Raw genomic sequence first — 23945 nt, forward strand, 5'->3', positions numbered from 1 at the left:
GTCATGTGACGCCCGACGAGGCGTTGGAGATGGTGGCGACTGCGGGAAAAACAAGAGGCGCGGCGTCGGATTGAACCTGTGCCGCGCGCTCTTCGTGATGCGATTGATGACTGCTGTGAATTATTGACGGTGGTTATGCTGCTCGCCCGGCAGTTCGGCGCCATGCGCACGGATGGCTGCGATCAGTTCAGCAGGCGTGATTTCATAACGCACTTCGCGGTGGATGCCCGGCTTGCGTTCATCGACTTCGATCAGAAGTATGCCTTTACCGTCTTCTGTCGATTCGAGGCGCAGCGAGCGCAGTTCGCGCCCCGTTGCGTCGTCGTGCTCGGTGAGCAGGGCCATTGCCCCGGAAGACCCGGTGGTGCGCATCGAAAATTCCCTCTTGCGTGATTGAACAACGTTGCCGAACAGGCATTGTAAGGGCAGTACCGCGCGCCGTCTGTCGCGTGGCGCTCACACTCTGCCGATTATGCGGGCGAGCCGTGCGCGCTGCATCGAAGGGACGCGAAATTGCGTTGAGACTTAACGCTGGCGCGGCTTTCAGTGGGGTGAGGCGGTGGTGTCCGAGGCGACCGGAGCGCATGCAATGTGCGCTGCTGATGCACCGGATGGGCATTCCAGGCATGTCCGGCGCATGCATTTGTTTGTTGTCACGGCGGTGACGTTTGCCTGTGCTCGGATTGTTCAGAGCAAGATCCGGGAGGCGGTGCGGCGTGTCCGTACGATAAAGTGGGCGCATTCAGAAGGCCGGGCACGAGATTGGCAGCGGCTTTCGCGACCATGCAGGAGGATCTGATGAAGCAATGCATGTCGATGCCGAGTCCGCTCGGCGACATTCTGGTGCGCGCCGAAGACGACGCGATCACGGGCGTGTACTTTGTCGGGCAGAAATATTTTCCGGCTGCCGACGGCGCGCTGGCGGGCGAGAGCGTGTCACGCGTGCTGAATCAGGCGCGCGAGCAGCTCGATGAATATTTCGCGGGCGAGCGGCATGAGTTCACGCTGCGGTTGCGCATGATGGGTAGCGCGTTTCAGCGCGATGTGTGGGATCAGCTTGTGCGGATTCCCTATGGCGAGACGGCGAGCTATGGCGGCATTGCGCAGCGGCTCGGGTTGCCGCTGTCGGCGTCGCGGGCGGTTGGCGCGGCCAACGGGCGGAATCCCGTTTCGATTGTCGTGCCGTGTCATCGGGTGATTTCCAGTGCTGGAGATTTGACCGGCTATGCCGGTGGGTTGCATCGGAAGGAGGCTCTGCTGGCGCTTGAGCGGCCTGCTTCCAAGATGCCTTATCAGATGGATTTGCTGGCGTTTGGATAAATGTGTTGGTTGGTTTGGTTTCGGTTTTCGCTGGCATCCGCGATATGACTTGCCCGCTTCACGCGTCGCCCCTGTGCGGGGCGGCACCTACTTTTCTTTGCCGCGGCAAAGAAAAGTAGGCAAAAGAAAGCCGCTGAACACCGCTACTTCTTGACCACCGCCTGAGGGCCCCCAACGGGTCCTCCGCTTCAAACGACAACCTGCTTTTCACTGCCCGTTGCCAACGCTCTTATTGAGCGCCTCACCCGCTTCACACTCCCGCGTCACCACATACGCGATCAAATCGCTCCCGTTCTATAGCGGCAAACTGTGTGTCGGCTTTCGCGCCGTACGCGCTTCACTCCGGACTGAAAAACACGATCGGTGTCGTAGGGGCGCTGAGGTGTGAAGCACTACGACCTACACAGAGTTTGCCACCTGGGCGGCCGTAACCAGTCGCTGCCGGTTGCTGCGCTACGGGTGATTGAAGTGGGTGAGGCGCTCGATTAGAGCGTTGGCAACGGGCGGTGACTGAGAAGTTGCCATGTGAAGGAGAGGAACCGTTGGGGGCCCTCAGGCAAGAACAAGGGCTGGCGGTGTTAGCCCGCTTTCTTTGCTTACTTTCTTTGCGGCGGCAAAGAAAGTAAGTGCCGCCCCGCACAGGGGCAACGCCTGAGGCACCGATAACCAAACGCGGATGCCAGCGCGAAGCCAGAAAAACCAAACCAGCGTCGCAAGACCCACACCTGCGCAGCACCAAAAAAATAGCCCGTCCAAAACGAACGGGCCACATAAACGCCGTTGTTACTCGGGTCAGCCGGCCCGCACACAATCCTGGGCGCTGACGCTCGTATATTTATGTGCCAATTGCGCGTTGTCGAGATGGTAGTAACGATGATCCATCAGACCAATGCATCTTCATCGACGGCTACGCGAGCGGCGTGAGCGGGCGCCGCAGGATTGCGCAGCGCCTTCAGCGGCCGGGCAGCAGCCTCGCTGCCAGAAACCGTGAACAGCCGCACGGCTTCGTCCAGCACGTCAGCCTGTTCGGCAAGACGTTGCGCCGTCGCCGCAGCCTGCTCGACCATCGCGGCGTTCTGCTGCGTCGCGCTGTCCAGATGCGACACCGCCTGATTCACCTGGCTGATGCCGTCGGCCTGTTCGCTGCTCGCGTTCGCCACATCGACGATCAGCGACGACACGCGTGCCACCGCCTGATCGATCGTCGCCATCTGGGCCGTCGTGCGCGCGACCAGTTCGGTCCCTTGCGACACCTCGTTCACCGTTGCATCGACCACCTGCTTGATTTCCTTCGCCGACGCCGCGCAGCGCTGCGCCAGCATGCGCACTTCGCCCGCGACCACGGCGAACGAGCGGCCCGCCTCACCCGCGCGTGCCGCTTCGACGGCGGCATTGAGCGCGAGGATGTTGGTCTGGAACGCAATGCCGTCGATCACACCCGTGATATCGGCGATCCGTTTCGACGCCTCGGTGATGCCCGCCATCGTCTGCTCGACCTGTTGCGCGATCTTGCCGCCTGTGGCCGCCGCGGCTTGCGCATCCTTGGCGAGATCGAGCGCGCGCACGGTGGCGTCGGCGTTCGCCTGCACCGTGGTCGTCAGTTGCTCCATCGTCGCCGCCGTCTCTTCCAGCGATGCCGCCTGCATTTCCGTGCGGCGCGCGAGATCCAGATTGCCCGTCGAAATCTCATGCGCGGCATCGAGCATTCCGCCGATCTGCGCGCGCACGTCGAACACGATCGCCGCGAGATTCGCCTTCAACTGGTTGAGCGCCTGCAGCACGTCGCCGAGATCGTCATGGCGGGCGATGGCGAGATCCGCCGTCAGGTCGCCCGCTGCCATGCGCGTGGCAAACGACGCCATCGCATCGACCGGCTGCCCGAGATGGCGCGACAGCAGTTGCGCGGCGGCGACGCTCGTCGCGGCCGTCACGCCGAACGCGATCCAGAACGGCATCGGCGGCGTGCCGCCCCACGCAGCGAGGCCGGCTGCGAGCAGTGCGACAGGCGCCACGAGATAGCCAATCGTCGCGCGCATCGCGACGGGCAGACGCATCATCGCGTGCAGCCTGCCGACGACGCCCGTGCGCACCACCACGCCCTGATGCAGCCGCACGCCGCGCAGTGCGCCCGCGCGCATCTTCGCGTAGAGCGCTTCTGCCTGGCGCACCTCTTCGCGCGACGGCTTCACGCGCACGCTCAGATAGCCGACAGGCGTGCCGTTCTCGACAACGGGCGTCACGCTCGCACGCACCCAGTAGTGGTCGCCGTTCTTGCGGCGGTTCTTGACGTACGCCGACCACGGGCGGCCGGCGCGGATCGTCGTCCACATGTCGGCGAAGGCTTCCGCCGGCATGTCGGGATGGCGGATCAGGTTGTGCGGCTGGCCGATCAGCTCGTCGCGCGAGTAGCCGGAGACGGCGATGAAGGCCGGGTTGCAGTACTGGATATTGCCCTTGAGGTCGGTTGCCGACACGAGCATCTGCGAGGACGGATAGTCGTACTCGTTCTGGGTAACAGGCTGGTTGTTGCGCATCACGTTCCTTCGACTGCCGGATGCCTGCGCATCCGAATGGATCTGTAAGGCTTAACGGCAGAGACCCCAGATGCTTGAGGGTTTCCTGGTATTTGACTCAGGTAAAGCGCGCCCGCGCCGATAACACAGAGTTCGGCACGCCTCGGATCCGTCCAGACGCGCGCCCGACGTCGCATGAAAACAACGCCGGGCGCGGGATATTGGGCGTACGCTTTTGAGCAGACGTCGTCCTGCCGGGCATCGGGTGTGTTCTGTTCGCGGACCGTCGGCGCAACCCATTGTTTTCGCTTTACTTCTGTTTCGCGCGAATCCAATAATGGGATTCGTTTGCAGTTTGTAATCTAGCTTACGGAGCGCTCGCGCAGGGTATTTGGCGCGCTCTACTTGTGCGTGTGGCTGTTGTTCCTATAAAAAGTCGCCTTTCGAAGCCGAACCGACTCAACTCAGGGAAGCCGAGCATGTCCGCGAACAAGATCAATAAGACAGCCGCCGCGGCCGCGTCATGTGCCGCACTTCTCTCACTCGGCACGGGCGCGCACGCGCAGAGCAGCGTCACGATGTACGGCGAGCTCGATACGGGCCTCGCGTATATCAGCAACGCCGGCGGGCATTCGCAATGGAAGGCCACGTCGGGTCTCGTCGACGGCAGCTATTGGGGCTTGCAGGGCATCGAGGATCTGGGCGGCGGGTATCGCGCGATCTTCAGGCTCGAACGCGGCTTTTCGGTCACGTCGGGCGAAATGTTCAACGATCACCCGTACTACGTCGGCCTCGGCAACGAGCAGGCGGGCACGCTGACGCTCGGCCATCAATACGATCTGGTGCACGATTACCTCGCGCCGTTCACGCTGACAGGCGGAACGGGCGGCACGGCATTCGCCCATCCGTTCGACAACGACAACGCGAACAACACCTATCTCGCGGCGAATTCCGTCAAGTATGCGAGTCCGTCGTTCGGCGGCTTGACCTTCGGCGGCATGTACGCGTTTTCGAATGCGGCCGGGCAGTTTGCGAACAACCGTGCGTACAGCTTCGGCATGAGCTATCAGGCGGGCGCGCTGAATGCGGGCGCCGCGTATCTGCACGCGAACGGGCGCGGCAATTCGTCGACGGGTGCATATGACGCCGTCGTGCTGCCGAGCGCCACCGATGTCTTCGAAGCTTCCGTGCAGACGCAGAACACGTACGGCGTCGGCATCAGCTACGCGATCGGTGACTTCACGATGGCGGCCGCGTGGTCGCGCTCCACGTTTACGGGCGTCACCGTCCTCGACACGGGCGGCGTGGCGCCATCGGTCGGCTTTTCCAACTACGAGGTCAACGGCGTCTACCAGCTGACGCCGACCGTCGCGCTGGCGGGCTCATACACGTACACGCAGGGATCGGGCACGCACTGGCACAACGGCGGCGTGCAGGCCGACTACCAGTTCTCGAAGCGCACCGACACCTATCTGGAAGCGATCTATCAGCGCTCGTCGTCGGGCGCGCCGGCCGTCATCAATACGACAGATCCGTCGTCGGGCCACAATCAGGTGCTGATCGGCGCGGGCCTGCGCCACCGGTTCTGACGCACGCAACGCGTCACGCGGATGTGATCAGTCCTTCGGGCGCCTGCGGCTTGCTGAGCAGATAGCCCTGCACGTAGTCGCAGTTCACCTGGCGCAGAATTTCCAGTTGCGCCGCTTCCTCGACGCCTTCCGCGATCACCTTGATCCCGAGCTTGCGCGCAAGTCCGATCACACCCTCGACGATAGTTTGCGTCGTCGGATCGTGATCGATCTTCGACGTGAAATGCCGGTCGATCTTCAGCGTGTGCGGCTCGAAATCGGCGAGATACATGAGACTCGAATAGCCGGTGCCGAAATCGTCGATGGCGATGCGCACGCCAAGCCGCTTCAGCTCGACGATCGACTTTTGCGCCTGCTTCGGGTTCTTCATCAGCGCGGTTTCCGTCAGCTCGATTTCGAGCTTGCCGGGCGGAATTCCGTACTGCTTGAGCGCGCGGTCCACTTCGCGCACGATCTGTTCGCTGCCCAGTTGCCGTGCCGACACGTTCACGGACACACCGAGATTCGTCGCGCCTGCTGCTCGCCACACGGCAAGCTGACGCAGCGCGTTATCGAGCACCCACACGCCGACGTCTTCGACAAAACCCGTTTCTTCGAGCAGCGGGATGAAGTCGCACGGTGGAATCCGGCCGCGCACCGGGTGCTGCCAGCGGATCAGCGCTTCCGCGCCATGTATTGCGAGCGTGTGCGGCTCGTGAATGGTCTGGAAGTGCAGGAAGAACTGGTTGGTCGCGAGCGCGACGGGCACGTCGCGTTCCAGTTCGAAATCGCCAATGGTGCGCGTCGCTTCTTCGCCCGCGAACTGATAGCCGTTGCGGCCGGTTTTCTTCGCCGCGTACATCGCGACGTCGGCGCTCGACAGCAGCGCATCGTGGCCGCTGCCGTGCTCCGGAAAGATCGAAATGCCGATCGACGCGGTGATGAACGCGCCCGCGCTGTCCTGCAACCGGTTCTCCGACAACCCGCGCAGCAGCGACTTCGCCTGCGTCTCGAGCCCGACCTTGTCGACCACGCTGCCGATCAGCACCGCGAACTCGTCGCCGCCCAGACGCGCGACGTACGCGTCGTCGGAAAGCGAGCGGCGAATGATGTCGGCCACGTTGCGCAGAAGGTGATCGGCGGCGAGATGGCCGAGCGTGTCGTTGAGCACCTTGAAGCGGTCGAGATCGACGAACATCAGGCCGAACGGTTTGCCCGTCGCGCAGCGGCTTTCGATTTCGCGCAGCAGCGCCGCGCGATTCGCGAGACCCGTGAGCGAATCGGTATACGCGAGCCGGTCCAGCTCGGCGATGCGTTCCTGTTCGACCGTCACGTCTTCCGTGATGCCGACGATGCGCAGCACATTGCCTTTATCGTCGAACACCGGATAGCCCGTGCTGCGCAGCCAGCGCAGCGAGCCGTCGGCTTTCCTGATCCGGTACTGCGCGCGTCCTTCCGTCGATTCGGCCATGATGCGCGCCATCTCCGACTGCAAGGCGGCGCGATCTTCCGGCACGACCAGTTCGCGCCAGCTGTTCGGGTTGCGCATGAACTCCTCCGGCTCGATGCCGAACACGTTCGATGAACCCGCCGTGATGTAGTGGAAATACTCGAAGTTCGCGCTGTACGAGAAGAACACGAGCTTCACGTGCGCTTCCATCTCCGACATCAGTTCGCTTTTAGCGCGCAGTTGCTGGAGCAACTGCGTCTGGTTCGTGATGTCGAGCGATGCGCAGACCACGGCAAGCACGTTGCCCGCATGATCCTTCACGGGGATCAGCTGCGAGTCCCACCATTTCGGCTGGCCGGTCGTCGTCGCGCAACTGCCGCGAAACGTCGCGGGCGTGCCGTTCAGCGCGCTTCTGAAGGCGGCCATCGCGGCGTCGTGGTCGTCGCCTTGCCAGAAGCCGAGCCAGTCCGCGCCCGCGAGCTGCACGGGCGATGTCGCTTCCATCAGCGTCGCGCCGTAGTCGTTGATGCGCAGCATGTGCCCTTGCAGATCGAGCAGCTTGACGCAATCGCGGCTTGCATCGAGGAATGAACTGGCGAGCGCCATGGCCGCTGCCTGCCGCGTTTTTTGCGCGGCGAAACGCTGGCGCGTTGCGATCATCGCGATGGCGCCGGCCGTCGCGCCGATGGCGACCTGCACGCTGAACGGCGCGCTCGCCGTGCCGCGTAACGCCATTTGCAGGGCGATGGTTGCCGTGCCCACACCGATTCCAGCGGCGACGCTCACCGTGAAGCCGACTGCGCCGATCGGGCGACGGCTCGACCACGCGTCGAGCAGCAGCGAAAGGAAGTGCTGGTCCTGGCGCGACCGGTTCGTGGCGTGCCGGCGCAACGCGCGGCGCCGTTTCAAGGGGAGGCTCGTCGTCATGTCTGGACTCGCCTCAATGCGCGCGCTTCGCGATGACCCCGGCGTGCGCGGCCGGCGTGAACGGATTCACGCGCGCTGCGCATCGTGCGTTGGTCGGATGGGGAAATGTATTGCCTTTCATGGTGGCCAGCCGCTTTGGCGGTAATTGTTGCTGCGCTTGCGGACGGCGCTGCTACTTACGTTTACGGCGCGCCGGTGGTTTTGTTTAGCGTGAACAATTGTGCATGTTTTCAAAGGGTCAAACCATGTGTCGTTGGCCGTGCCACAACGAATATGCTGGCTGATTTATACGAATGCACGACGCATGGTTTTAACAAGAAAAACGCAGTGCGATCGAAAAGCTTTGCTTACCTAAGCTTTCCTGTTCCGTCAGAAAACGCGGTGAAAAACGCGCACGTTGCTTTTAAACATCCGCCGGATTCGACGTATCCAGCACGTGACCACTGCCGCCGATAAATGCTGACGATCCCGTTGAGGCTTGCTAAATTGCATGGTCAGGCACTGCAAAAAGCTGCCTTGGCCGGGCGGTTGCACCACGCGGGTCGCAACCCGCGAAATCGTCGTACGAACCCGTAGCAACCCTCGTGCGCCGGCATCCGGTCAACGAAATGGAGACCCTATGCGCGCCGTATTCCAGTACCCGTTTCCCGTCACCGAGCGCAAGGTCGGGCGCAACAAGGTCGTCAGCGCGCGCGCTGCAGTCGAGCTGATTCGCCCGGGCGATACGCTCGCGACAGGCGGTTTCGTCGGCGTGGGTTTCGCCGAAGAGGTCGCGATCGCGCTCGAGGAGCGCTTCTTCGATGCCAACGCGGCGACCTCGGGCGGACCGGGCGCGCTGGGCACGCCCGACGCATCGAGTGCGCATCTCGACCTGACGCTCGTGTACGCGGCCGGGCAGGGCGACGGCAAGTCGAAAGGGCTGAATCATCTCGCGCACGAAGGGCTGGTGCGGCGTGTGATCGGCGGGCATTGGGGGCTGGTGCCGAAGTTGCAGCAGCTTGCCATCGACGGCCGCATCGAGGCCTATAACCTGCCGCAAGGCGTGATTTCCCATCTGTTTCGCGACATCGCCGCCGGCAAGCCCGGCCATCTGTCGACGATCGGCCTCGGCACCTTCGTCGATCCGCGCCACGGCGGCGGCAAGCTGAACAGCCGCACGTCGGACGATCTCGTCAAGCTGATGGAGATCGACGGCAGCGAGTATCTGTTCTACAAGACCTTTCCAATCGACGTCGCGATCATTCGCGGCACCACGGCCGATGCGAGCGGCAACATCACGATGGAACGCGAGGCGCTCACGCTCGAGGCGCTGGCGATCGCGATGGCGGCGCGCAATTCGGGCGGCGTCGTGATCGTGCAGGTCGAGCGCCTCGCCGATACGAATACGCTCAATCCGCGCGATGTGAAGATCCCCGGCATCATGGTCGATTGCGTGGTGGTCGCGCGGCCCGAGCATCATTGGCAGACTTTCGCAGAGCCCTATTCGGCCGCATTTGCAGGCGAATTGCGCGTGCCGGCCAGTTCCGTGGCGGCGATGGAGCTGACCGAGCGCAAGGTGATCGCGCGCCGCGCGGCGATGGAACTGATGGCCAATAGCGTCGTGAATCTCGGTATCGGCATGCCGGAGGGCATCGCGAGCGTCGCGAATGAAGAAGGCGTGATCGATCTGTTCACGATGACGACGGAGCCGGGCGTGATAGGCGGCATTCCGGCCGGTGGGCTGAACTTCGGCGCGGCGACCAATACGCAGGCCATCATCGATCAGCCGTATCAGTTCGACTTCTACGATGGCGGCGGTCTAGATGTCGCGTTTCTCGGACTTGCGCAGGCGGATCGCCAGGGCAATCTCAACGTCAGCAAGTTCGGGCCGAAGCTCGCGGGCGCGGGTGGCTTCATCAACATCAGCCAGAGCGCGAAGCGTGTGGTGTTCGTCGGCACGTTCAACGCGGGCAATCTCGAAGTCGAGATCGAAGATGCGCGGCTGAAGATCAGGCGCGAAGGCGTTAACCAGAAGTTCATCGATGAAGTCGAGCACCGTACGTTCAGCGGCGAATATGCGGCAAAGCGCGGACAGCACGTGCTGTACATCACCGAGCGTTGCGTGTTCACGCTGACGCCGCGCGGACTCGAACTGACGGAAGTGGCGCCGGGTGTCGACGTACAGAACGATATCGTCGCGCGCATGGGTTTTAGGCCGATCATCGAGCGTCCGCCGCGCATGATGGACGAACGCATTTTTCGCCCCGCGCCGATGGGCTTGCGTACGCTGCTGCTGTGTCTGCCGCTCGATGAGCGCTTCAATTACGACGCCGAGAAGAACATGTTCTTCGTGAACTTCGAGGGCTTGCAGGTGACGACGCAGGATCAGATCGACGCAATCTGGCAGCATGTCGAATCGTTGCTAAAGGGCGTGCGATTCAAGCCGCAGGCAATCGTCAATTACGATAATTTTTCGATCAACCCGGAGTTGATCGAAAGCTATTCGGCGACCATCACGAAGGTCGTCAACCAGTTCTATTCGAGCGTGACGCGTTACACGACGAGCAGTTTCCTGCGCATGAAACTCGGCGATGCGCTCGAGCAGCGCGACGTCGCGCCCTACATCAACGAGCGGCCCGGCGACGCATCGACACAACGTTGAACGCGCGTGCGGCTCTGACATGAACCGCTCACACAGGGCGTGCGAAAATAGCGTTTTTCGTGCGCCAGTTTATGCATTCAAGAAGTTCATCATGAGCCGTTTCATTCCCAGTGTGCCCGGCAAGAGCGAGGGCGATTTCGAAGTCAGCGCGGGCTCGAAGCTCGCGGGCTACAGGCGCTTTTTCGGCGTGTTGCGCGTGGTGCGCAAGACGGACGGGCGCCTGCTCTTTCCGTTCGACGGCGCGCCCGATCTCGGGCCGTATCCAACCAAAGAAGAAGCGCTCGCTGCCGCGCAGGTGTACGGCGAGCATATCGTCGAACACGACCTCGCACGGCCCGAACTGTAGGCGATTTGTCCCCGCGAATTTTCTGTTTTGGCCCCGTGCAATGCGCTTGAAGCGTCGCGCTGGCACGACTATCGTTTGAGTGGACCCCCGCCGGAGACGATCATGCGAGCCGATGCCGTCGATGTGCATTTCGATAGTGCACACCTGTTTCTCGATCTGTCCGACGGCCGCGCCGTCGAATTTCCACTTAACTGGTTTCCCACGCTCGCCGCGGCGACCGACGCAGAGCGCGAGCACTTCGCCATTTCGATCGACAAGCAGCAGCTGATCTGGCCGGAACTCGACGAGGACATGGACGTGACCGCGTTGCTGCTGTCGTTGCCGGAGTCGATGCGCCACTAGCTAGCGCATTTCTGTTTATGCATCAAGGCGGCACTGTTTGCAGTGTCGCCTTTTTGCTTTTCTGCCGATCGCAGCGCGGGTAGCCGTCTCGCATGCGTTAAAATAAAAGCTTGGTGCCTAACGGAGTTTCTGTGCGATCTGTCGTTATTTATCTCACGCCTTCCCTGGACACCATGACGGAATCTGTATCGGCATCTTCAGGCGCGCGCGATGCTGGCGCCGACCTGAATCGCAATGCGATGGTCGAACATGATCGGGGAAACATCGTCGTCGAATCAACGACACATGATGGTCCGTCGGTTCAGGCTCTCTAACAATAACGAATAAAAGAAACGGCGCGCTTGCCTTTGGGCAGCGCGCCGTTGTTGTTTGTGCGCCTTTATTACATTGCGCTCATCCAGCGCTTAAAGTGCCTTTAAAAGAAGCGGCGCGCATGCCGATAATCCCTCGTCTAAAGATTAAATTAATCTTTCTTATCATTTCATTTTGCTGTCAGATTAAAGCACTATTTGATCTGTACCGCATAAATTGCGCGCACAGCCAGTCTTTTCGCGGTTCTCTCCTTCAGTTCAGCACGCTCGTACCGTAAACGAAGTTTGATCGTCGCCGTATTTTTGTTAATGCCGGACATAACAAAAACACGAATGAAGATCAAGGCGGTAGCAGTGTCTTTAAAGATACGAAAGAAGCACAACAACACATCGCTTGCTATTTCGAGAGCGAACGGGGATTGGCTTCAATCAAAAAAATAAACCGAGGACTTTAATGAAGTTACGTTTGCAATGCCTGTTGGCAGCAGCCGCATTTGCCAACTGCCTTTCCGCCCACGCGGCGCTTGGCTCGTCTCCCACCTACACCGCAACAACGACCGCAAGCTCGACTCAGGCAGTCATGCGCATGAGCGCGACGGCGGTGCCTTATACCGTCAATGAAGCAACGCTCGCCGACGGCACGCTGGTTCGCGAATACGTCGGTCAATCGGGAACGGTGTTCGCCGTGTCATGGCGTGGCGCGCACATGCCGGATCTCAGCTCGCTGCTGGGCAGCTACTTCGCGGGCTATCTCGACACCGTCAATCAACAGCACGCGCAGCAGGGCAGCGCGTTCGGTCCCGCAACGGTGCAGCGTTCGGATGTCGTCGTCCAGACGGGTGGCCATATGGGCTCGTACGTCGGCCGTGCGTGGTTGCCGTCGGGTCTTCCCGCCGGTGTGAGCAGCGACGATATCCAATAAGGCGAGGGGACTGTAAATGCGTGCAATGAAATGGATTCTTGCCGTTAGCGGCATGTGTGTGGCTCTTGCTGGATGCGGCGGAGGCGGTGGCTCGTCGGGCACGGCGAGCAGCGCGTCGACCACATCGACGCCCGTGACCAATACGCCCGTCTCGGTGAGTACCGCGTTTGCGGATCCGACGGCGACGCCCGTTTCGTCGGGTTCGCCGAATACGGTGCCGATTCTCGTCTCGTCGTTCAGCAACGTGCGGAACTTCCCAATGGTGAGCGTGAAGGTTTGCGCACCGGGCAGCGGCGGTACCGGCGTCACCTGCTCGACGATCGACAACGTGCTCGTCGATACGGAATCGTTCGGCTTGCGCCTGTTCGCGTCCGTTATTCCGTCAACGACGTTGAGCCTGTTGTCCCAGCAGACGCAAACCGGTCAGCCCGTCGCTGAATGCGCGTCGTTCGGCTCGGGCAACACGTGGGGCACGGTGCGCACCGCGGACGTGGCCTTGTCGAGCGAAGTCGCGCAGAACCTGCCGATCCAGGTGATCGCTGATCCGTCGCTGAGCGCGACCATTCCCACGGGTCTGAACGGCTGTCTGGCGGGCACCAACATGACGACGCCCACGTCGCTCGGCGCAAACGGCATTCTCGGTATCGGCACGTCGCCGAACGATTGCGGCTCGGCTTGCGCGGGTAGCACGCCGATCGTCGGTGCCTATTATCTCTGTACGGGTGGCTCGTCCTGTGTGCCGACGCTCGAACCCGTCGCCAACCAGGTGGCCAACCCCGTCACGAAGTTCACGACCGACAACAACGGCGTGATCGTCGAGATGGCGCAAGTGTCCGATACGGGTGCCGCAACGGCGACAGGAACGCTTGTCTTCGGCATCGACACGCAATCGAACAATACGTTGAGCGGCACCAACGCGACCATCCTGCAGACCAATATCTGGGGAGACGTCGACGCGCTGTTCGAAGGACGCACCTACAGCAAGACGGCGTTCTTCGATTCCGGTTCGAGCGGCGTGTACTTCCAGAGCACGACGCTGAGCAAGGCAACGAACGGGCTGTACACGCCGGCGGCGCCGACGGGCATGACGGCTGTTTTCACGGCCGCGAATGCTGCAACGGCCACTGTGAAGTTCAACGTCAGCAATGGCGTCACGCTGCTGAATTCCGGCAACTACGCGTTCAACAACCTGGGTGTCGCGCTGTTCAACTCGATCGATATCGGCATGCCGTTCTTTTATGGCCGACACATGTACTACGGCATTTCGGGGCAGCCGGCTTCTTCGGCCGGCTCGGGACCGTATGTCGCGTACGTGTCCAGCTAAGTGTGAATGACCCCGCTCACGTGTGTCGAATCGACGGGCGATGCGTGAGCGGAATGCAATAAAAAAGGGGCGCAGTGCGCCCCTTTTTTTCAACCCGCCCGAGGCTTAAACCAGCCCGGTAGCGTAGTAAAGTCCGATCACGAAGAACACCGCCAGCGTCTTGATGATCGTCACGGCGAAGATGTCGCGATACGACTCGCGGTGCGTGAGACCCGTCACGGCCAGCAGCGTGATCACCGCGCCGTTGTGCGGCAGCGTGTCCATGCCGCCGCTTGCCATCGCGACCACGCGATGCAGCACTTCCATCGGAATATGCGCGGCTTCTGCGCCCTTGATGAACAGATCCGACATCGCCGCGAGCGCGATGCTCATGCCGCCCGACGCGGAACCCGTGATACCCGCCAGCGAACTGACCGACACGGCCGCGTTCACGAGCGGATTCGGAATGCTCTTCAGTGCATCGCTCACCACGATGAAGCCCGGCAGCGCAGCGATCACGCCACCGAAACCATACTCGGAAGCGGTATTGAGCGAAGCCAGCAACGCGCCACCGACAGCCGCCTTCGTGCCCGAAGCAAAGCGTTCCTTCACGCGGCTAAACGCCGTGATCACGACGAGCAGAATGCCCAGCAGCAACGCACCTTCCACCGACCAGATCGCGACCACCGACTTGACAGCCGTCGTCACGGGCCCGCCGTGGTTGCCCGGCAGCACATCGGGCGAAACCGTGTAGCTCGCGCCGTACCAGTCGGGAATCATGCGCGTGAGCACGAAGTTCGCAACGCCGACGAGGATCAGCGGCGCAATCGCCAGCAGCGGATGCGGCAGCGAGTCGGTTGCGACCTGTTCCGGCTCGTTCAGCAGCGACGTGCCGTAGCCTTCGCCCTTCGCCATCGCCGCGCGGCGGCGCCATTCGAGGAACGACAGACCCACCACGATGATGAACAGCGAACCGGCGATACCAAGGCCAGGCGCAGCCCAGGCGGTGGTCTTGAAGAACGTCGTCGGGATGATGTTCTGGATCTGCGGCGTGCCCGGCAGCGAATCCATCGTGAACGAGAATGCGCCCAGCGCGATTGCGCCCGGCATCAGGCGCTTCGGAATATTGCTCTGGCGATACAGCTCGGCGGCAAACGGATACACCGCGAACACGACCACGAACAGCGACACGCCGCCATACGTCAGCAGCGCGCACACCGCGACGATCACCGCATTCGCCCGCGAACGGCCGATATAGCGGATCGCCGAATGCACGATCGAGGCGGCGAAACCCGACAGTTCGATCACCTTCCCGAACACGGCACCGAGCAGGAACACAGGGAAGTACAGCTTCACGAAGACGACCATCTTCTCCATGAAGATGCCCGAGAACACGGGCGCGACGGCGGCGGGATCGACCAGCAGCACCGCGCCGAGCGCGGCGATCGGCGCGACGAGAATCACGCTGTAGCCGCGATAGGCGGCGAACATCAGGAACGCCAGGGCGGCGAGGACGATGACAAATGCCAATTGAGTCTCCAATGCTTGGTTGTTCTACGTGGACACGCGCAGCGAGGCGCGGCGGCCGGTGCCCTTTTGAGCAGGTTCCGTGCCATGCCCGTCAGGCGGGCTTTTTCCGGCGCAGACGGCGATCTGGCCGTCCGGCGATTCGAACGATTGTACAGAATTGTCTCCAAATGGAGACGAATTGCTGTCTGTCGAATTCGATTCGGCGAAGCATAACCGATTTAACGGGGTTGTTGCAGGTCTCGTACGTGAGATACTCCGTCCACGAATAGAGACAAAAAGCATAAGCAGACTATTGCTTTGCATGGGATCCTGGTAAGCGCTGAAGCGCTAACCATGATCGACAGGAGACAGCGACAACATGATGAACGACTGGTCGGGCCTGCCCGCGACCTACAGCGACGTCCTGCGCAGGGCAATGGACTCGCTCTTCCGCACATTCGAAAACTTCAGCGAAGGCACGTTCATCGTCGACGCGGATGCGCGCGTCGTATGGATCAACAAACGCTACGCGGCACGTTTCGGTTTTGCCGATCCGCAGCAGGCGATCGGCCGCGACTGCGAAGCCGTGATCCCGAACAGCCTGATGCGCGAAGTCGTGATGACGGGCAAGCCGATCCTGCTCGACATTCTCGAAACCGACCGCGAGCCGCTCGTCGTCACGCGTCTGCCGCTGAAGGACGACGCGGGCAAGACGGTCGGCGCCGTCGGCTTCGCGCTGTTCGACGAGATGAAGGCGCTCACGCCGCTCTTCTCGCACTACTCGCGTGTGCAACAGGAACTGATCGCGACGCGCCAGTCGCTTGCACAGGCGCGCCGGGCGAAGTACACGTTCGCGAGCTTCGTCGGCACGGGCGCCGCGAGCCTCGAGGTGAAGCGCCAGGCGCGCCGCGCAGCGCAGGTCGACTCGCCCGTGCTGCTGCTCGGCGAAACAGGTACGGGCAAGGAACTGCTCGCGCACGCGATCCATGGCGCGTCGTCGCGCTCGACCAAACCGCTCGTTACCGTCAACGTCGCCGCGATTCCCGATGCGCTGCTCGAAGTCGAGTTCTTCGGCGCCGCGGCGGGCGCTTATACGGGCGCGGACCGCAAAGGCCGCGTCGGCAAATTCGAGCTGGCCGATGGCGGCACGCTGTTTCTCGACGAGATCGGCGATATGCCTTTGCCGCTGCAAGGCAAGCTGTTGCGCGTGCTGCAGGATCGCGAGTTCGAGCCGCTCGGCTCGAACCGTATCGTGCGCGCCGACGTGCGGATCATCGCGGCGACCTCGGCCGATCTCCCCGCGCTCGTCGCCGCAGGACGCTTCCGCCCGGACCTGTTCTATCGCCTGAACGTGCTGACCATCCACGCACCGCCGCTGCGCGAACGCCAAACGGATATCGAAGCGCTGGCCTATACGATTCTCGAAGACCTGTCGACGCAGGTGCGCGGCGGCCACTTCGAATTGCAGGACGACGCATTGCGGCTGCTGTGTGCGTACAACTGGCCGGGCAACGTGCGCGAGCTGCGCAACACGCTGGAGCGCGCGGTGATGCTGTCGGACAGCGAACGCATCGACGCGCGCGCGCTTGCGCCGTTCATCGGTCCGGTGCGCGGACAGATCGCGTTCGATGCATCAATACCGGCTCAACCTGCAACCGCCAACCTCTCGGACGAAGCGCAGCCGCAACAGTGGGCCGACGCGATGGCCGCATTCGAAAAGCGTTTTATCGATGAAGCGCTGCGCGCGTGCGATGGACGCGTCACGGAAGCGGCGGCGCGTATCGGCATGGGGCGCGCGACGCTGTACAAGAAGATCGCTGCGTACGGCATCGAGGTGTGAGCCTGGTCGCAACCGCCGGCGCGCAGTACGATCGTGATGACGCCAGCCACCACGCAACCCGGAGGAGACACAGCCATGACACGCTGGATCGCCTGGATCGTGTTGTTCATCGCGAGTGTGCCGTTCAATGTGCTGCACGCGCAGCAGGCAGCGTCGGCGGCTGCGCCGGGTGAGCGGCGCAACTGGTACAACGATCCGTTCTTCACGCTCTCGCATGCGATCGCCGATTGCCCCATGCCGCTCGGTCCGATGATGACGCACGCGCAGATGGAGGACGACGCGCACTATCGCGTGGAGCGCGGCACGACCTGCTGGCTCGCGCACAAGTGCACGAAGCCGAACTCGTACATGTACGACGCCGACATCGCCAGTGCGATCCACGCGCGCTTCACGAATCCGCAGGCATTCGACGGTACGAGCGTATGGATCACGGTGCAGCGCCGCTTCGTTTACGCGGAAGGCTGCGCGCCCGCATCGTTCGATCGACACGCATTGCAGCAGCAACTGGAAGCGATTCCCGACGTCGAGCAGGTGTTCATGCGCCTCGGCGCGAACTCGCATGGACCGATGCCCTACAAGACGCTTGCGGAACCCGACAGATCGCCGCAATGACGCGATAAACGCAACGCAAGGCGGCCATGGCACAATCGCGTTCGTCGAAAAACAAGTGGCCAACGGGGTATTCCATGAAACGCAGTCAAACATCCACGGCGCGCGTCATGCATTGGGTTCGCAGCGCGGCGCTTCCCGCCGTGCTCGCGATGTCGGGTGCGCTCGCCGCGTGCAGCAGCGCGCCTCCGCTCTTCTCGTCGGACGGCCGGCCCACCACGCAGGTTCAATGCCCCGCCGGCTCGGACAACTGCGAGCAGCAGGCGCAAGCGATGTGCGGCGGCGCGTTCGACACGATGCGCTCGACCACCGACAACGGCACGCGCAGTCTGCTTTACGCGTGCCGCGGAAAGTAAGCGGCCCGTCGTCTCCGCTGGCCGGGCAAACCACACGCCCGGTTTCCCACCTCAGGCAATTCGCTCCGATATATCGCGCCCGGCATATCGTGGTCGATGCACGCGCATCGACCTGAACGGCCTCGGCTTCATTGCAGCCTCCGCGCAGATCGGTGCATGCATGCGCCGATTTCTCGCCCGAGTTGAATAACGGCTCGCCAGCGACGCTTTGCAGGTCGCCCGAACGTTGCGCTGGCGCATCGCGCACGGCGCTTCCGTGCGGCGCCCAACGGAAAACGTCGATCTCATCGTATAGATTTTCCAATAGCGAATGCGACGGCCAGGCGATGAACAAACGCCGTCCATCCGATTCCGGGAAGCGTGTGCAGGCAGCAGTCAAACCACGACATTGAGAGAGCGGCAGTCGATTTCCCGCGGCACACTTCGTGCTAACCGATTTCGCCTTGGCGAGGGACGACGGGGAAGGCAATGAATCACGAACAGATCGAAAAGGACATCGAGCACCTGGAACACGTCATCTCGCGCATCTCTGCTGCCGACGGGATTCCGCTGTCATACTGGCGCAGCCGCATCAATTCGGTGTCGCTTGCCGCGCTCGTGCCGTCGCAGATCAGGCGCGTCCAGAAGCTCAGCGATACGCTGCACGCACTCGAAGTTCGTTACAAGCGTTGAGCGCCGCTGCGTTGCGCGCGCCCGGCCTTGTCCACGGGGACTGTCTATGCTCAGAGCAGGATTCTCGGCCGCGCGTCTCGCGCGCTTGACGGATGCAATGCAGGGCTACGTCGATCGCGGCGAAGTGTCGGGCGTCGTCACGCACGCGTGGCGCAACGGCGAGACCGCACTGTTCGATGCGCGCGGCTGGCGCGACGAAGCCGGGCAACTGCCGATGCAGCGCGACACGCTGTTCCGGATCGCGTCGATGACCAAGCCGGTGACGAGCGCCGCGGTCATGATGCTGATCGAAGAAGACCGCCTCGCACTCGACGCGCCCGTCGCGCAGTGGCTGCCCGAGCTTGCCGCGCCGCGTGTGCTTTGCGATCCCACCGGCCCGCTCGATCACACGGAACCCGCGCGCACGCCGGTCACGGTGCTCGATCTGCTGACGCATCGCGCCGGCTTCGCCTATCACTTCACGTCGACGGGGCAGCTTGCCGATGCCTATGCGTCGGTGTTCAACGGCCTGGAATCGGCCCACAAGCCTGACGCCTGGCTTGCGCGCATCGCTACATTGCCGCTGATGTTCCATCCTGGTTCGCGCTGGCACTACGGCATCGCCACCGATGTCCTCGGCGTGCTGATCGGGCGTATCAGCGGGCTCACGCTCGGCGAGTTCTTTCGCACGCGCATCTTCGAGCCGCTCGGCATGCGCGACACGGCCTTCGTGGTGCCGGACGCGCAACTCCCGCGCCTCGCCACCGCGTATGCGATCGATCCCGACTCACGGCGGCGCGTCGTCGAAGACCGTCCTCCCGCTAGCCGCTGGGCCAATCCGCAGCGCTTTCAGAGCGGCGGTGGCGGTCTCGTATCGACGGCGCAAGATTACCTGCAGTTCGCGCGCTTGCTGCTTGAGCGCGGCCGCGTCGATGACGTGCGTCTGCTCTCGCATCGTTCCGTCGATCTGATGCGCACCAACTTCCTCGCGGGCGACCAGCGGCGCATGCCTTCCATCGGACACGTGCAGTGGTCGGGACAGGGCTTCGGCCTCGGCCTGTCGATCGTCGACGATCCCGCGCAGCAGTTGCCGCTCGGTTACCGATCGGTAGGATCGTTCGGATGGCCAGGCGCCTTCGGCACGAGCTGGTTCGCCGATCCCGTCGAAAATCTGATCGGACAGATGCTGATCCAGCGGCGTTCGGTCGAACCGTTCGACATGGTGCTGGACTTCGAGCGGCGTCTTTACGACGCAATCGACGCTTGACCTTCACGCTTTTTGACGCTTCGCAGTGTTCGCGGTGCTTCGACAGCACTACACTGCTACCCGGCACTTTTTAGGTCTGATACGGTCTCAGTTGCCGTACAGCTTTACAAGGAGACTTCGCCAGATGGCCACATACAGACAGTTGACCGCCCAGCTCGAAAAGCTTCAGAAGGAGATGGAACAGGCACGGGAACAGGAAGTGACGCAGGCGATCGATGACATCAAACAGAAGATCGCTGACTACGGCATCACTGCCGAGGAGCTGGGGTTCTCGAGCAAGGTGCGCGTGGCACGCAAAGCTGCGCTGCCGGCCAAGTACCGCAACCCGAAGACAGGCGAAACCTGGAGCGGCCGCGGTCGTGCGCCTGGCTGGCTAGCGGGTAAGAATCGCGACAAGTTTCTGATTGCCGAATGAAATTTGCGGCACGCGCTCATCGCAACGATGGGTGCGTTTGCGCTTTCTTCATAAGTCCTTTTCGTCCCGCAGTGGTGCCGGCCGCCGGCTGTGAACCGTACAGTGAGTACGGAAGCATCGGATAAGCGCACCGTTGCGAGAGTCCCGAAAACGCTCACCTTTCCACGTTTTTTAGCACGTTGACCGGTCCATGCGGTGCACCGGGGGCGTCTCTGTTCGCCGGTACGTGACGTGACGGCTCGGCATCGTGTGTCTGTTACTGCTTCCATCGTTCTGCGTGAAAGCCTTGTCCAGCAAGGGTTTGCGGACCAGCGTGCAGCGCCGCGCCGCGGTTTCACGCGTTCTCGTCGCCGCATGGGCTAACCGTGCCTTGCGAACGTTGCGTGCCTCCATAAGCGGCCGTTCGCGGCTTTCTCACTGAATCCCGAAAACCCTCACCTCAACGCTTGACTCGCCCGGAGTCATGACTCAGTGGAAACCCGGAGTTGAGTGCGCCTCATACCCCGGATCAAAAAACATCGCTTCATCGTCCTGCTTTTCGGCCAGCACAATCAGCGCATCCCACTCAACCTGATGGAACTGAACAAGATGAGCACCACTGAAAAGCAACTGTATATCGGCGAAGGATTCGAAGGCCCGGGCGTCAACCTCGCGCACATCAACGTGCTGGTCGGTCCGCGCAACGGTCCCGCCGGCCAGGCATTCGCGACCGCGCTGTCGACGCCTTCCGCCGGTCACGCGCCGTTCGTCGTGATCGCGCGTCCGGGCGTGCCGACCAAGCCGCTGACGCTGTATGTGAACAAGGCGCAGATCGAAGGCGACTTCCACGGCAACGCGACGTGGGGCGCATCGCAGGCGGGCATCGCGAAGGCGGTGGCCGAGTCGCTGGAAAACGGCACGTTGCCGCCCGAAGCGGAAAACGACTGGGTCGTCGTGTCGGCGAACTGGGTCAACCCGAAGACCGACGATCTCGACGCCGTCTTCGAGAACAACTACCGCGCGTGCAAGAACGCGATTCTCGCGGCAATGAAGGGCCTGCCGCACAAGGAAGAAGTGTTCGCCGCGGCACGCGAAGTGTCGAACCCGTTCTATACGCCGAAGCAGCGCTAACCAGCCCGAAAGCATCTGGGGAAACACATCATGGAATACATCCGCCTCGGCCAGTCGGGCCTGAAAGTTTCGCGTCTGTGCCTCGGCACGATGAACATGGGCACGCCGCAATGGAAGCCGTGGATTTTCGATGAAGCGCAAAGCGAGCCGATCGTGCGTCACGCGCTCGAAGCCGGCGTCAACTTCATCGACCTCGCCGACTTCTATTCGACGGGCGTCGGCGAAGAAGTGGTCGGCCGCATCCTGAAGCGCCTCGCGCGCCGCGAAGAAATCGTCGTGACGACCAAGGTCGGCTACGACATGGGCACGTACCAGAACGCAGGCGGCCACTCGCGCAAGCACATCATGGACGGCATCGACGGTTCGCTCACGCGTCTGGGCATGGACTACGTCGATATCTTCATGCTGCACTTCTTCGATGTGAACACACCCGTCGAAGAAACGATGGGCGCGTTGAACGACATCGTGCGCGCGGGCAAGGCGCGCTATATCGGCGTATCGACGATGTACACGTGGCAGTTCGCCAAGATCATGCAGGTGTGCGAGCGCAACGGCTGGCACAAGCCGATCAACATGCAGTTGCAGCTGAACCTCGCGTATCGCGAGGAAGAGCGCGAAATGATTCCGTATTGCCAGGATCAGGGCGTGGGCGTGTCGGTGTTCAGCCCGCTCGCACGCGGTCTCTTGACGAGCGATCTGCAATCCACCCGCAACCAGACCGACTTCTTCACCGCGCAAATGTACGGCGACACGGCTTCGCGCGAAATCGCGGCATCGGTGGCGCGCGTGGCAGCGAAGCGCGGTGTGTCGGCAGCGCAGATTGCGCAGGCTTGGGTGCTGCAGCATGAAGGCATCTCGAGCATGCTGGTCGGCGCGGATACGCCGGCGCAGTTCGACAGCGCACTGGCCGCGCTGAATACGAAGCTCGACGCGGAAGAACTGCACGAGCTGGAGCGCAACTACACGCCGTGCGATCTGATCAACGACTACACGGCGGGCAAGCGCATCGCACGCGAAGCGCGTGCCGCGCAAGGCACGTTCGCCGAAGTGCCAGGCAACCTGGCAGGCAACCTGGACAAAGCAGCATGAGTGAATTTCTCCGCACCGGCCATTACATCAACGGTGAGTGGTACGACAGCGCGAACACGTACGCGGTTCGCAATCCGGCAACAGGCGAGGTGATCGCGAACGTCGCGAAGGGCGGCGCGCAGGAAACCGCGCAAGCCATCGACGCCGCCGAGCGCGCGTTCCCCGCATGGCGCGCATTGACCGCGAAGGAACGCGGCGCACGCGTGAAGCGCTGGGGCGAGCTGATGCTCGAAAACCGCGACGCGCTCGCCGAACTGATGGTGCGCGAGCAAGGCAAGCCGCTCGCCGAAGCAAAGGGCGAAGTCGGCTACGCGGCGAGCTTCTTCGAATGGTTCGCCGAAGAAGCGAAGCGCAGCTACGGCGATGTGATTCCGAGCCCGAAGCCCGATTCGAAGATCATCGTCACGCGGGAACCCGTTGGCGTGGTCGCGGCGATTACGCCGTGGAATTTCCCGCTCGCGATGATCACGCGCAAGGCTGGTCCCGCGCTCGCGGCCGGTTGCACGATGGTGTTGAAGCCTTCGGAAGAAACGCCGCTGTCCGCGTTCGCGCTGGCCGTGCTGGCTGAACGCGCCGGCATTCCGGCGGGCGTGTTCAACATCGTATCCGGCGATGCGGTGGTGATCGGCGGCGTGCTGACGGAGTCGCCCGTCGTGCGCAAGCTGTCGTTCACGGGCTCGACGCGCGTCGGCAAGCTGCTCGCGAAGCAGTCGGCGGATACGCTGAAGAAGCTGTCGCTCGAACTGGGCGGCAACGCGCCGTTCATCGTGTTCGACGACGCCGATATCGAAGCCGCTGTGCAGGGCGCGATGGCATCGAAGTTCCGCAACACCGGGCAGACGTGTGTGTGCGTGAACCGCTTCTACGTGCAGGACGGCATCTACGACGCTTTCACGCAGGCGTTGACGGCAGCCGTGAAGAAGATGCGCGTCGGCGATGCGCTGAAAGGCGACGTCGAACAAGGTCCGCTGATCAACGAAGCGGCGCTGATGAAAGTCGAAACGCACGTGGTCGACGCGAAGCAGAAGGGCGCGAAGGCGCTGACGGGCGGCCAGCGTCACGCGCTGGGCGGCACGTTCTACGAGCCGACGGTTCTGGTCGACGCGCAGCCGTCGATGCTGATCGCCGAAGAAGAAACCTTCGGGCCGGTCGCCGCATGCTTCCGCTTCAAGACGGAAGACGAAGCGATCAAGGCCGCGAACGACACGCCGTTCGGTCTCTCCGCGTATTTCTACACGCGCGATCTCGGTCGTGCGTGGCGCGTCGCGGAAGCGCTGGAAAGCGGCATGGTCGGCATCAACGAAGGGATCATTTCGACGGAAGTCGCGCCATTCGGCGGCGTCAAGCAGTCGGGTCTCGGCCGCGAAGGTTCGAAGTACGGCATGGATGAATACGTCGAACTGAAGTACATGATGATGGGCGGCCTGGGCCGCTAGGCGTCGGTGCTTCGTCCGCC

20 protein-coding genes are annotated in these 23945 nt (G+C 62.4%); 16 read left to right on the forward strand and 4 right to left on the reverse strand.

The annotated features are described in order from the left end of the window. Nucleotides 1-120: 120 nt before the first annotated feature. Entirely contained in the window at nucleotides 121-372 is a 252-nt protein-coding gene (locus G3O01_RS26040) for a hypothetical protein (protein WP_012403560.1), read from the reverse strand. A 426-nt stretch (nucleotides 373-798) separates the two neighbouring features. Here G3O01_RS26040 and G3O01_RS26045 point away from each other — a divergent pair, with 426 nt between their 5' ends. Next, a complete protein-coding gene (locus tag G3O01_RS26045; protein ID WP_205809505.1) occupies nucleotides 799-1320 on the forward strand; it encodes a methylated-DNA--[protein]-cysteine S-methyltransferase in 522 nt (173 codons plus the stop codon). 881 nt (nucleotides 1321-2201) lie between these two features. On the opposite strand, the gene G3O01_RS26050 is transcribed toward G3O01_RS26045, so the two are convergent. After that, nucleotides 2202-3854 (reverse strand): PAS domain-containing methyl-accepting chemotaxis protein, encoded by a 1653-nt coding sequence (locus tag G3O01_RS26050; protein ID WP_205809506.1) that lies wholly within the window; start codon nucleotides 3852-3854, stop codon nucleotides 2202-2204. Nucleotides 3855-4312: 458 nt separating this feature from the next. Between G3O01_RS26050 and G3O01_RS26055 the strand changes: the two genes are divergently transcribed. Further along, on the forward strand, nucleotides 4313-5422 hold the full coding sequence (locus G3O01_RS26055) for a porin (RefSeq protein ID WP_205809507.1): 1110 nt from the start codon (nucleotides 4313-4315) through the stop codon (nucleotides 5420-5422). 13 nt (nucleotides 5423-5435) lie between these two features. Here the strand turns inward: G3O01_RS26055 and G3O01_RS26060 are convergent, their stop codons facing one another. Continuing rightward, nucleotides 5436-7778 (reverse strand): EAL domain-containing protein, encoded by a 2343-nt coding sequence (locus G3O01_RS26060; RefSeq protein ID WP_205809508.1) that lies wholly within the window; start codon nucleotides 7776-7778, stop codon nucleotides 5436-5438. 619 nt (nucleotides 7779-8397) lie between these two features. Here G3O01_RS26060 and G3O01_RS26065 point away from each other — a divergent pair. The 5 genes from G3O01_RS26065 to G3O01_RS26085 all read left to right on the forward strand — a co-directional run bounded on the left by G3O01_RS26065 (nucleotide 8398) and on the right by G3O01_RS26085 (nucleotide 13664). Then, nucleotides 8398-10419 (forward strand): acyl CoA:acetate/3-ketoacid CoA transferase, encoded by a 2022-nt coding sequence (locus G3O01_RS26065; protein WP_205809509.1) that lies wholly within the window; start codon nucleotides 8398-8400, stop codon nucleotides 10417-10419. Between the two features lie 91 nt (nucleotides 10420-10510). Next, the gene (locus G3O01_RS26070; RefSeq protein ID WP_205809510.1) at nucleotides 10511-10765 is read left to right on the forward strand and encodes a DUF6723 family protein; all 255 of its coding nucleotides are present in this window, start codon (nucleotides 10511-10513) and stop codon (nucleotides 10763-10765) included. Nucleotides 10766-10867: 102 nt separating this feature from the next. Continuing rightward, entirely contained in the window at nucleotides 10868-11107 is a 240-nt protein-coding gene (locus G3O01_RS26075; RefSeq protein WP_180723156.1) for a DUF2442 domain-containing protein, read from the forward strand. A gap of 765 nt (nucleotides 11108-11872) precedes the next feature. Then, nucleotides 11873-12340, forward strand: coding sequence for a DUF2844 domain-containing protein (locus tag G3O01_RS26080; protein ID WP_205809511.1), 468 nt, complete (start codon nucleotides 11873-11875; stop codon nucleotides 12338-12340). 16 nt (nucleotides 12341-12356) lie between these two features. Further along, complete coding sequence (locus G3O01_RS26085) at nucleotides 12357-13664, forward strand: DUF3443 family protein (RefSeq protein WP_205809512.1); 1308 nt, start codon at nucleotides 12357-12359, stop codon at nucleotides 13662-13664. A 105-nt stretch (nucleotides 13665-13769) separates the two neighbouring features. On the opposite strand, the gene G3O01_RS26090 is transcribed toward G3O01_RS26085, so the two are convergent. Next, a complete protein-coding gene (locus tag G3O01_RS26090) occupies nucleotides 13770-15173 on the reverse strand; it encodes a GntP family permease (RefSeq protein WP_205809513.1) in 1404 nt (467 codons plus the stop codon). Nucleotides 15174-15531: 358 nt separating this feature from the next. Between G3O01_RS26090 and G3O01_RS26095 the strand changes: the two genes are divergently transcribed. The 9 genes from G3O01_RS26095 to G3O01_RS26135 all read left to right on the forward strand — a co-directional run bounded on the left by G3O01_RS26095 (nucleotide 15532) and on the right by G3O01_RS26135 (nucleotide 23925). Next, complete coding sequence (locus G3O01_RS26095; protein ID WP_205809514.1) at nucleotides 15532-16992, forward strand: sigma 54-interacting transcriptional regulator; 1461 nt, start codon at nucleotides 15532-15534, stop codon at nucleotides 16990-16992. A gap of 75 nt (nucleotides 16993-17067) precedes the next feature. Continuing rightward, the gene (locus G3O01_RS26100; RefSeq protein ID WP_205809515.1) at nucleotides 17068-17604 is read left to right on the forward strand and encodes a BON domain-containing protein; all 537 of its coding nucleotides are present in this window, start codon (nucleotides 17068-17070) and stop codon (nucleotides 17602-17604) included. 74 nt (nucleotides 17605-17678) lie between these two features. After that, nucleotides 17679-17957, forward strand: coding sequence for a hypothetical protein (locus G3O01_RS26105; RefSeq protein WP_205809516.1), 279 nt, complete (start codon nucleotides 17679-17681; stop codon nucleotides 17955-17957). Nucleotides 17958-18425: 468 nt separating this feature from the next. Then, the gene (locus G3O01_RS26110) at nucleotides 18426-18629 is read left to right on the forward strand and encodes a hypothetical protein (protein ID WP_205809517.1); all 204 of its coding nucleotides are present in this window, start codon (nucleotides 18426-18428) and stop codon (nucleotides 18627-18629) included. Between the two features lie 46 nt (nucleotides 18630-18675). After that, on the forward strand, nucleotides 18676-19875 hold the full coding sequence (locus G3O01_RS26115) for a serine hydrolase domain-containing protein (RefSeq protein ID WP_205809518.1): 1200 nt from the start codon (nucleotides 18676-18678) through the stop codon (nucleotides 19873-19875). Nucleotides 19876-19999: 124 nt separating this feature from the next. Further along, complete coding sequence (locus G3O01_RS26120) at nucleotides 20000-20290, forward strand: H-NS histone family protein (protein WP_205809519.1); 291 nt, start codon at nucleotides 20000-20002, stop codon at nucleotides 20288-20290. 588 nt (nucleotides 20291-20878) lie between these two features. Continuing rightward, entirely contained in the window at nucleotides 20879-21400 is a 522-nt protein-coding gene (gene fae / locus G3O01_RS26125) for a formaldehyde-activating enzyme (RefSeq protein WP_007747950.1), read from the forward strand. Between the two features lie 30 nt (nucleotides 21401-21430). Beyond that, entirely contained in the window at nucleotides 21431-22489 is a 1059-nt protein-coding gene (locus tag G3O01_RS26130) for an aldo/keto reductase (RefSeq protein ID WP_205809520.1), read from the forward strand. After that, entirely contained in the window at nucleotides 22486-23925 is a 1440-nt protein-coding gene (locus tag G3O01_RS26135; RefSeq protein WP_205809521.1) for an NAD-dependent succinate-semialdehyde dehydrogenase, read from the forward strand. Before G3O01_RS26130 ends, G3O01_RS26135 begins: the two co-directional genes overlap by 4 nt. The last annotated feature ends 20 nt before the right edge of the window (nucleotides 23926-23945 follow it).

The organism is Burkholderia sp. Ac-20365 (assembly GCF_017104715.1).
Taxonomy (GTDB): domain Bacteria; phylum Pseudomonadota; class Gammaproteobacteria; order Burkholderiales; family Burkholderiaceae; genus Paraburkholderia.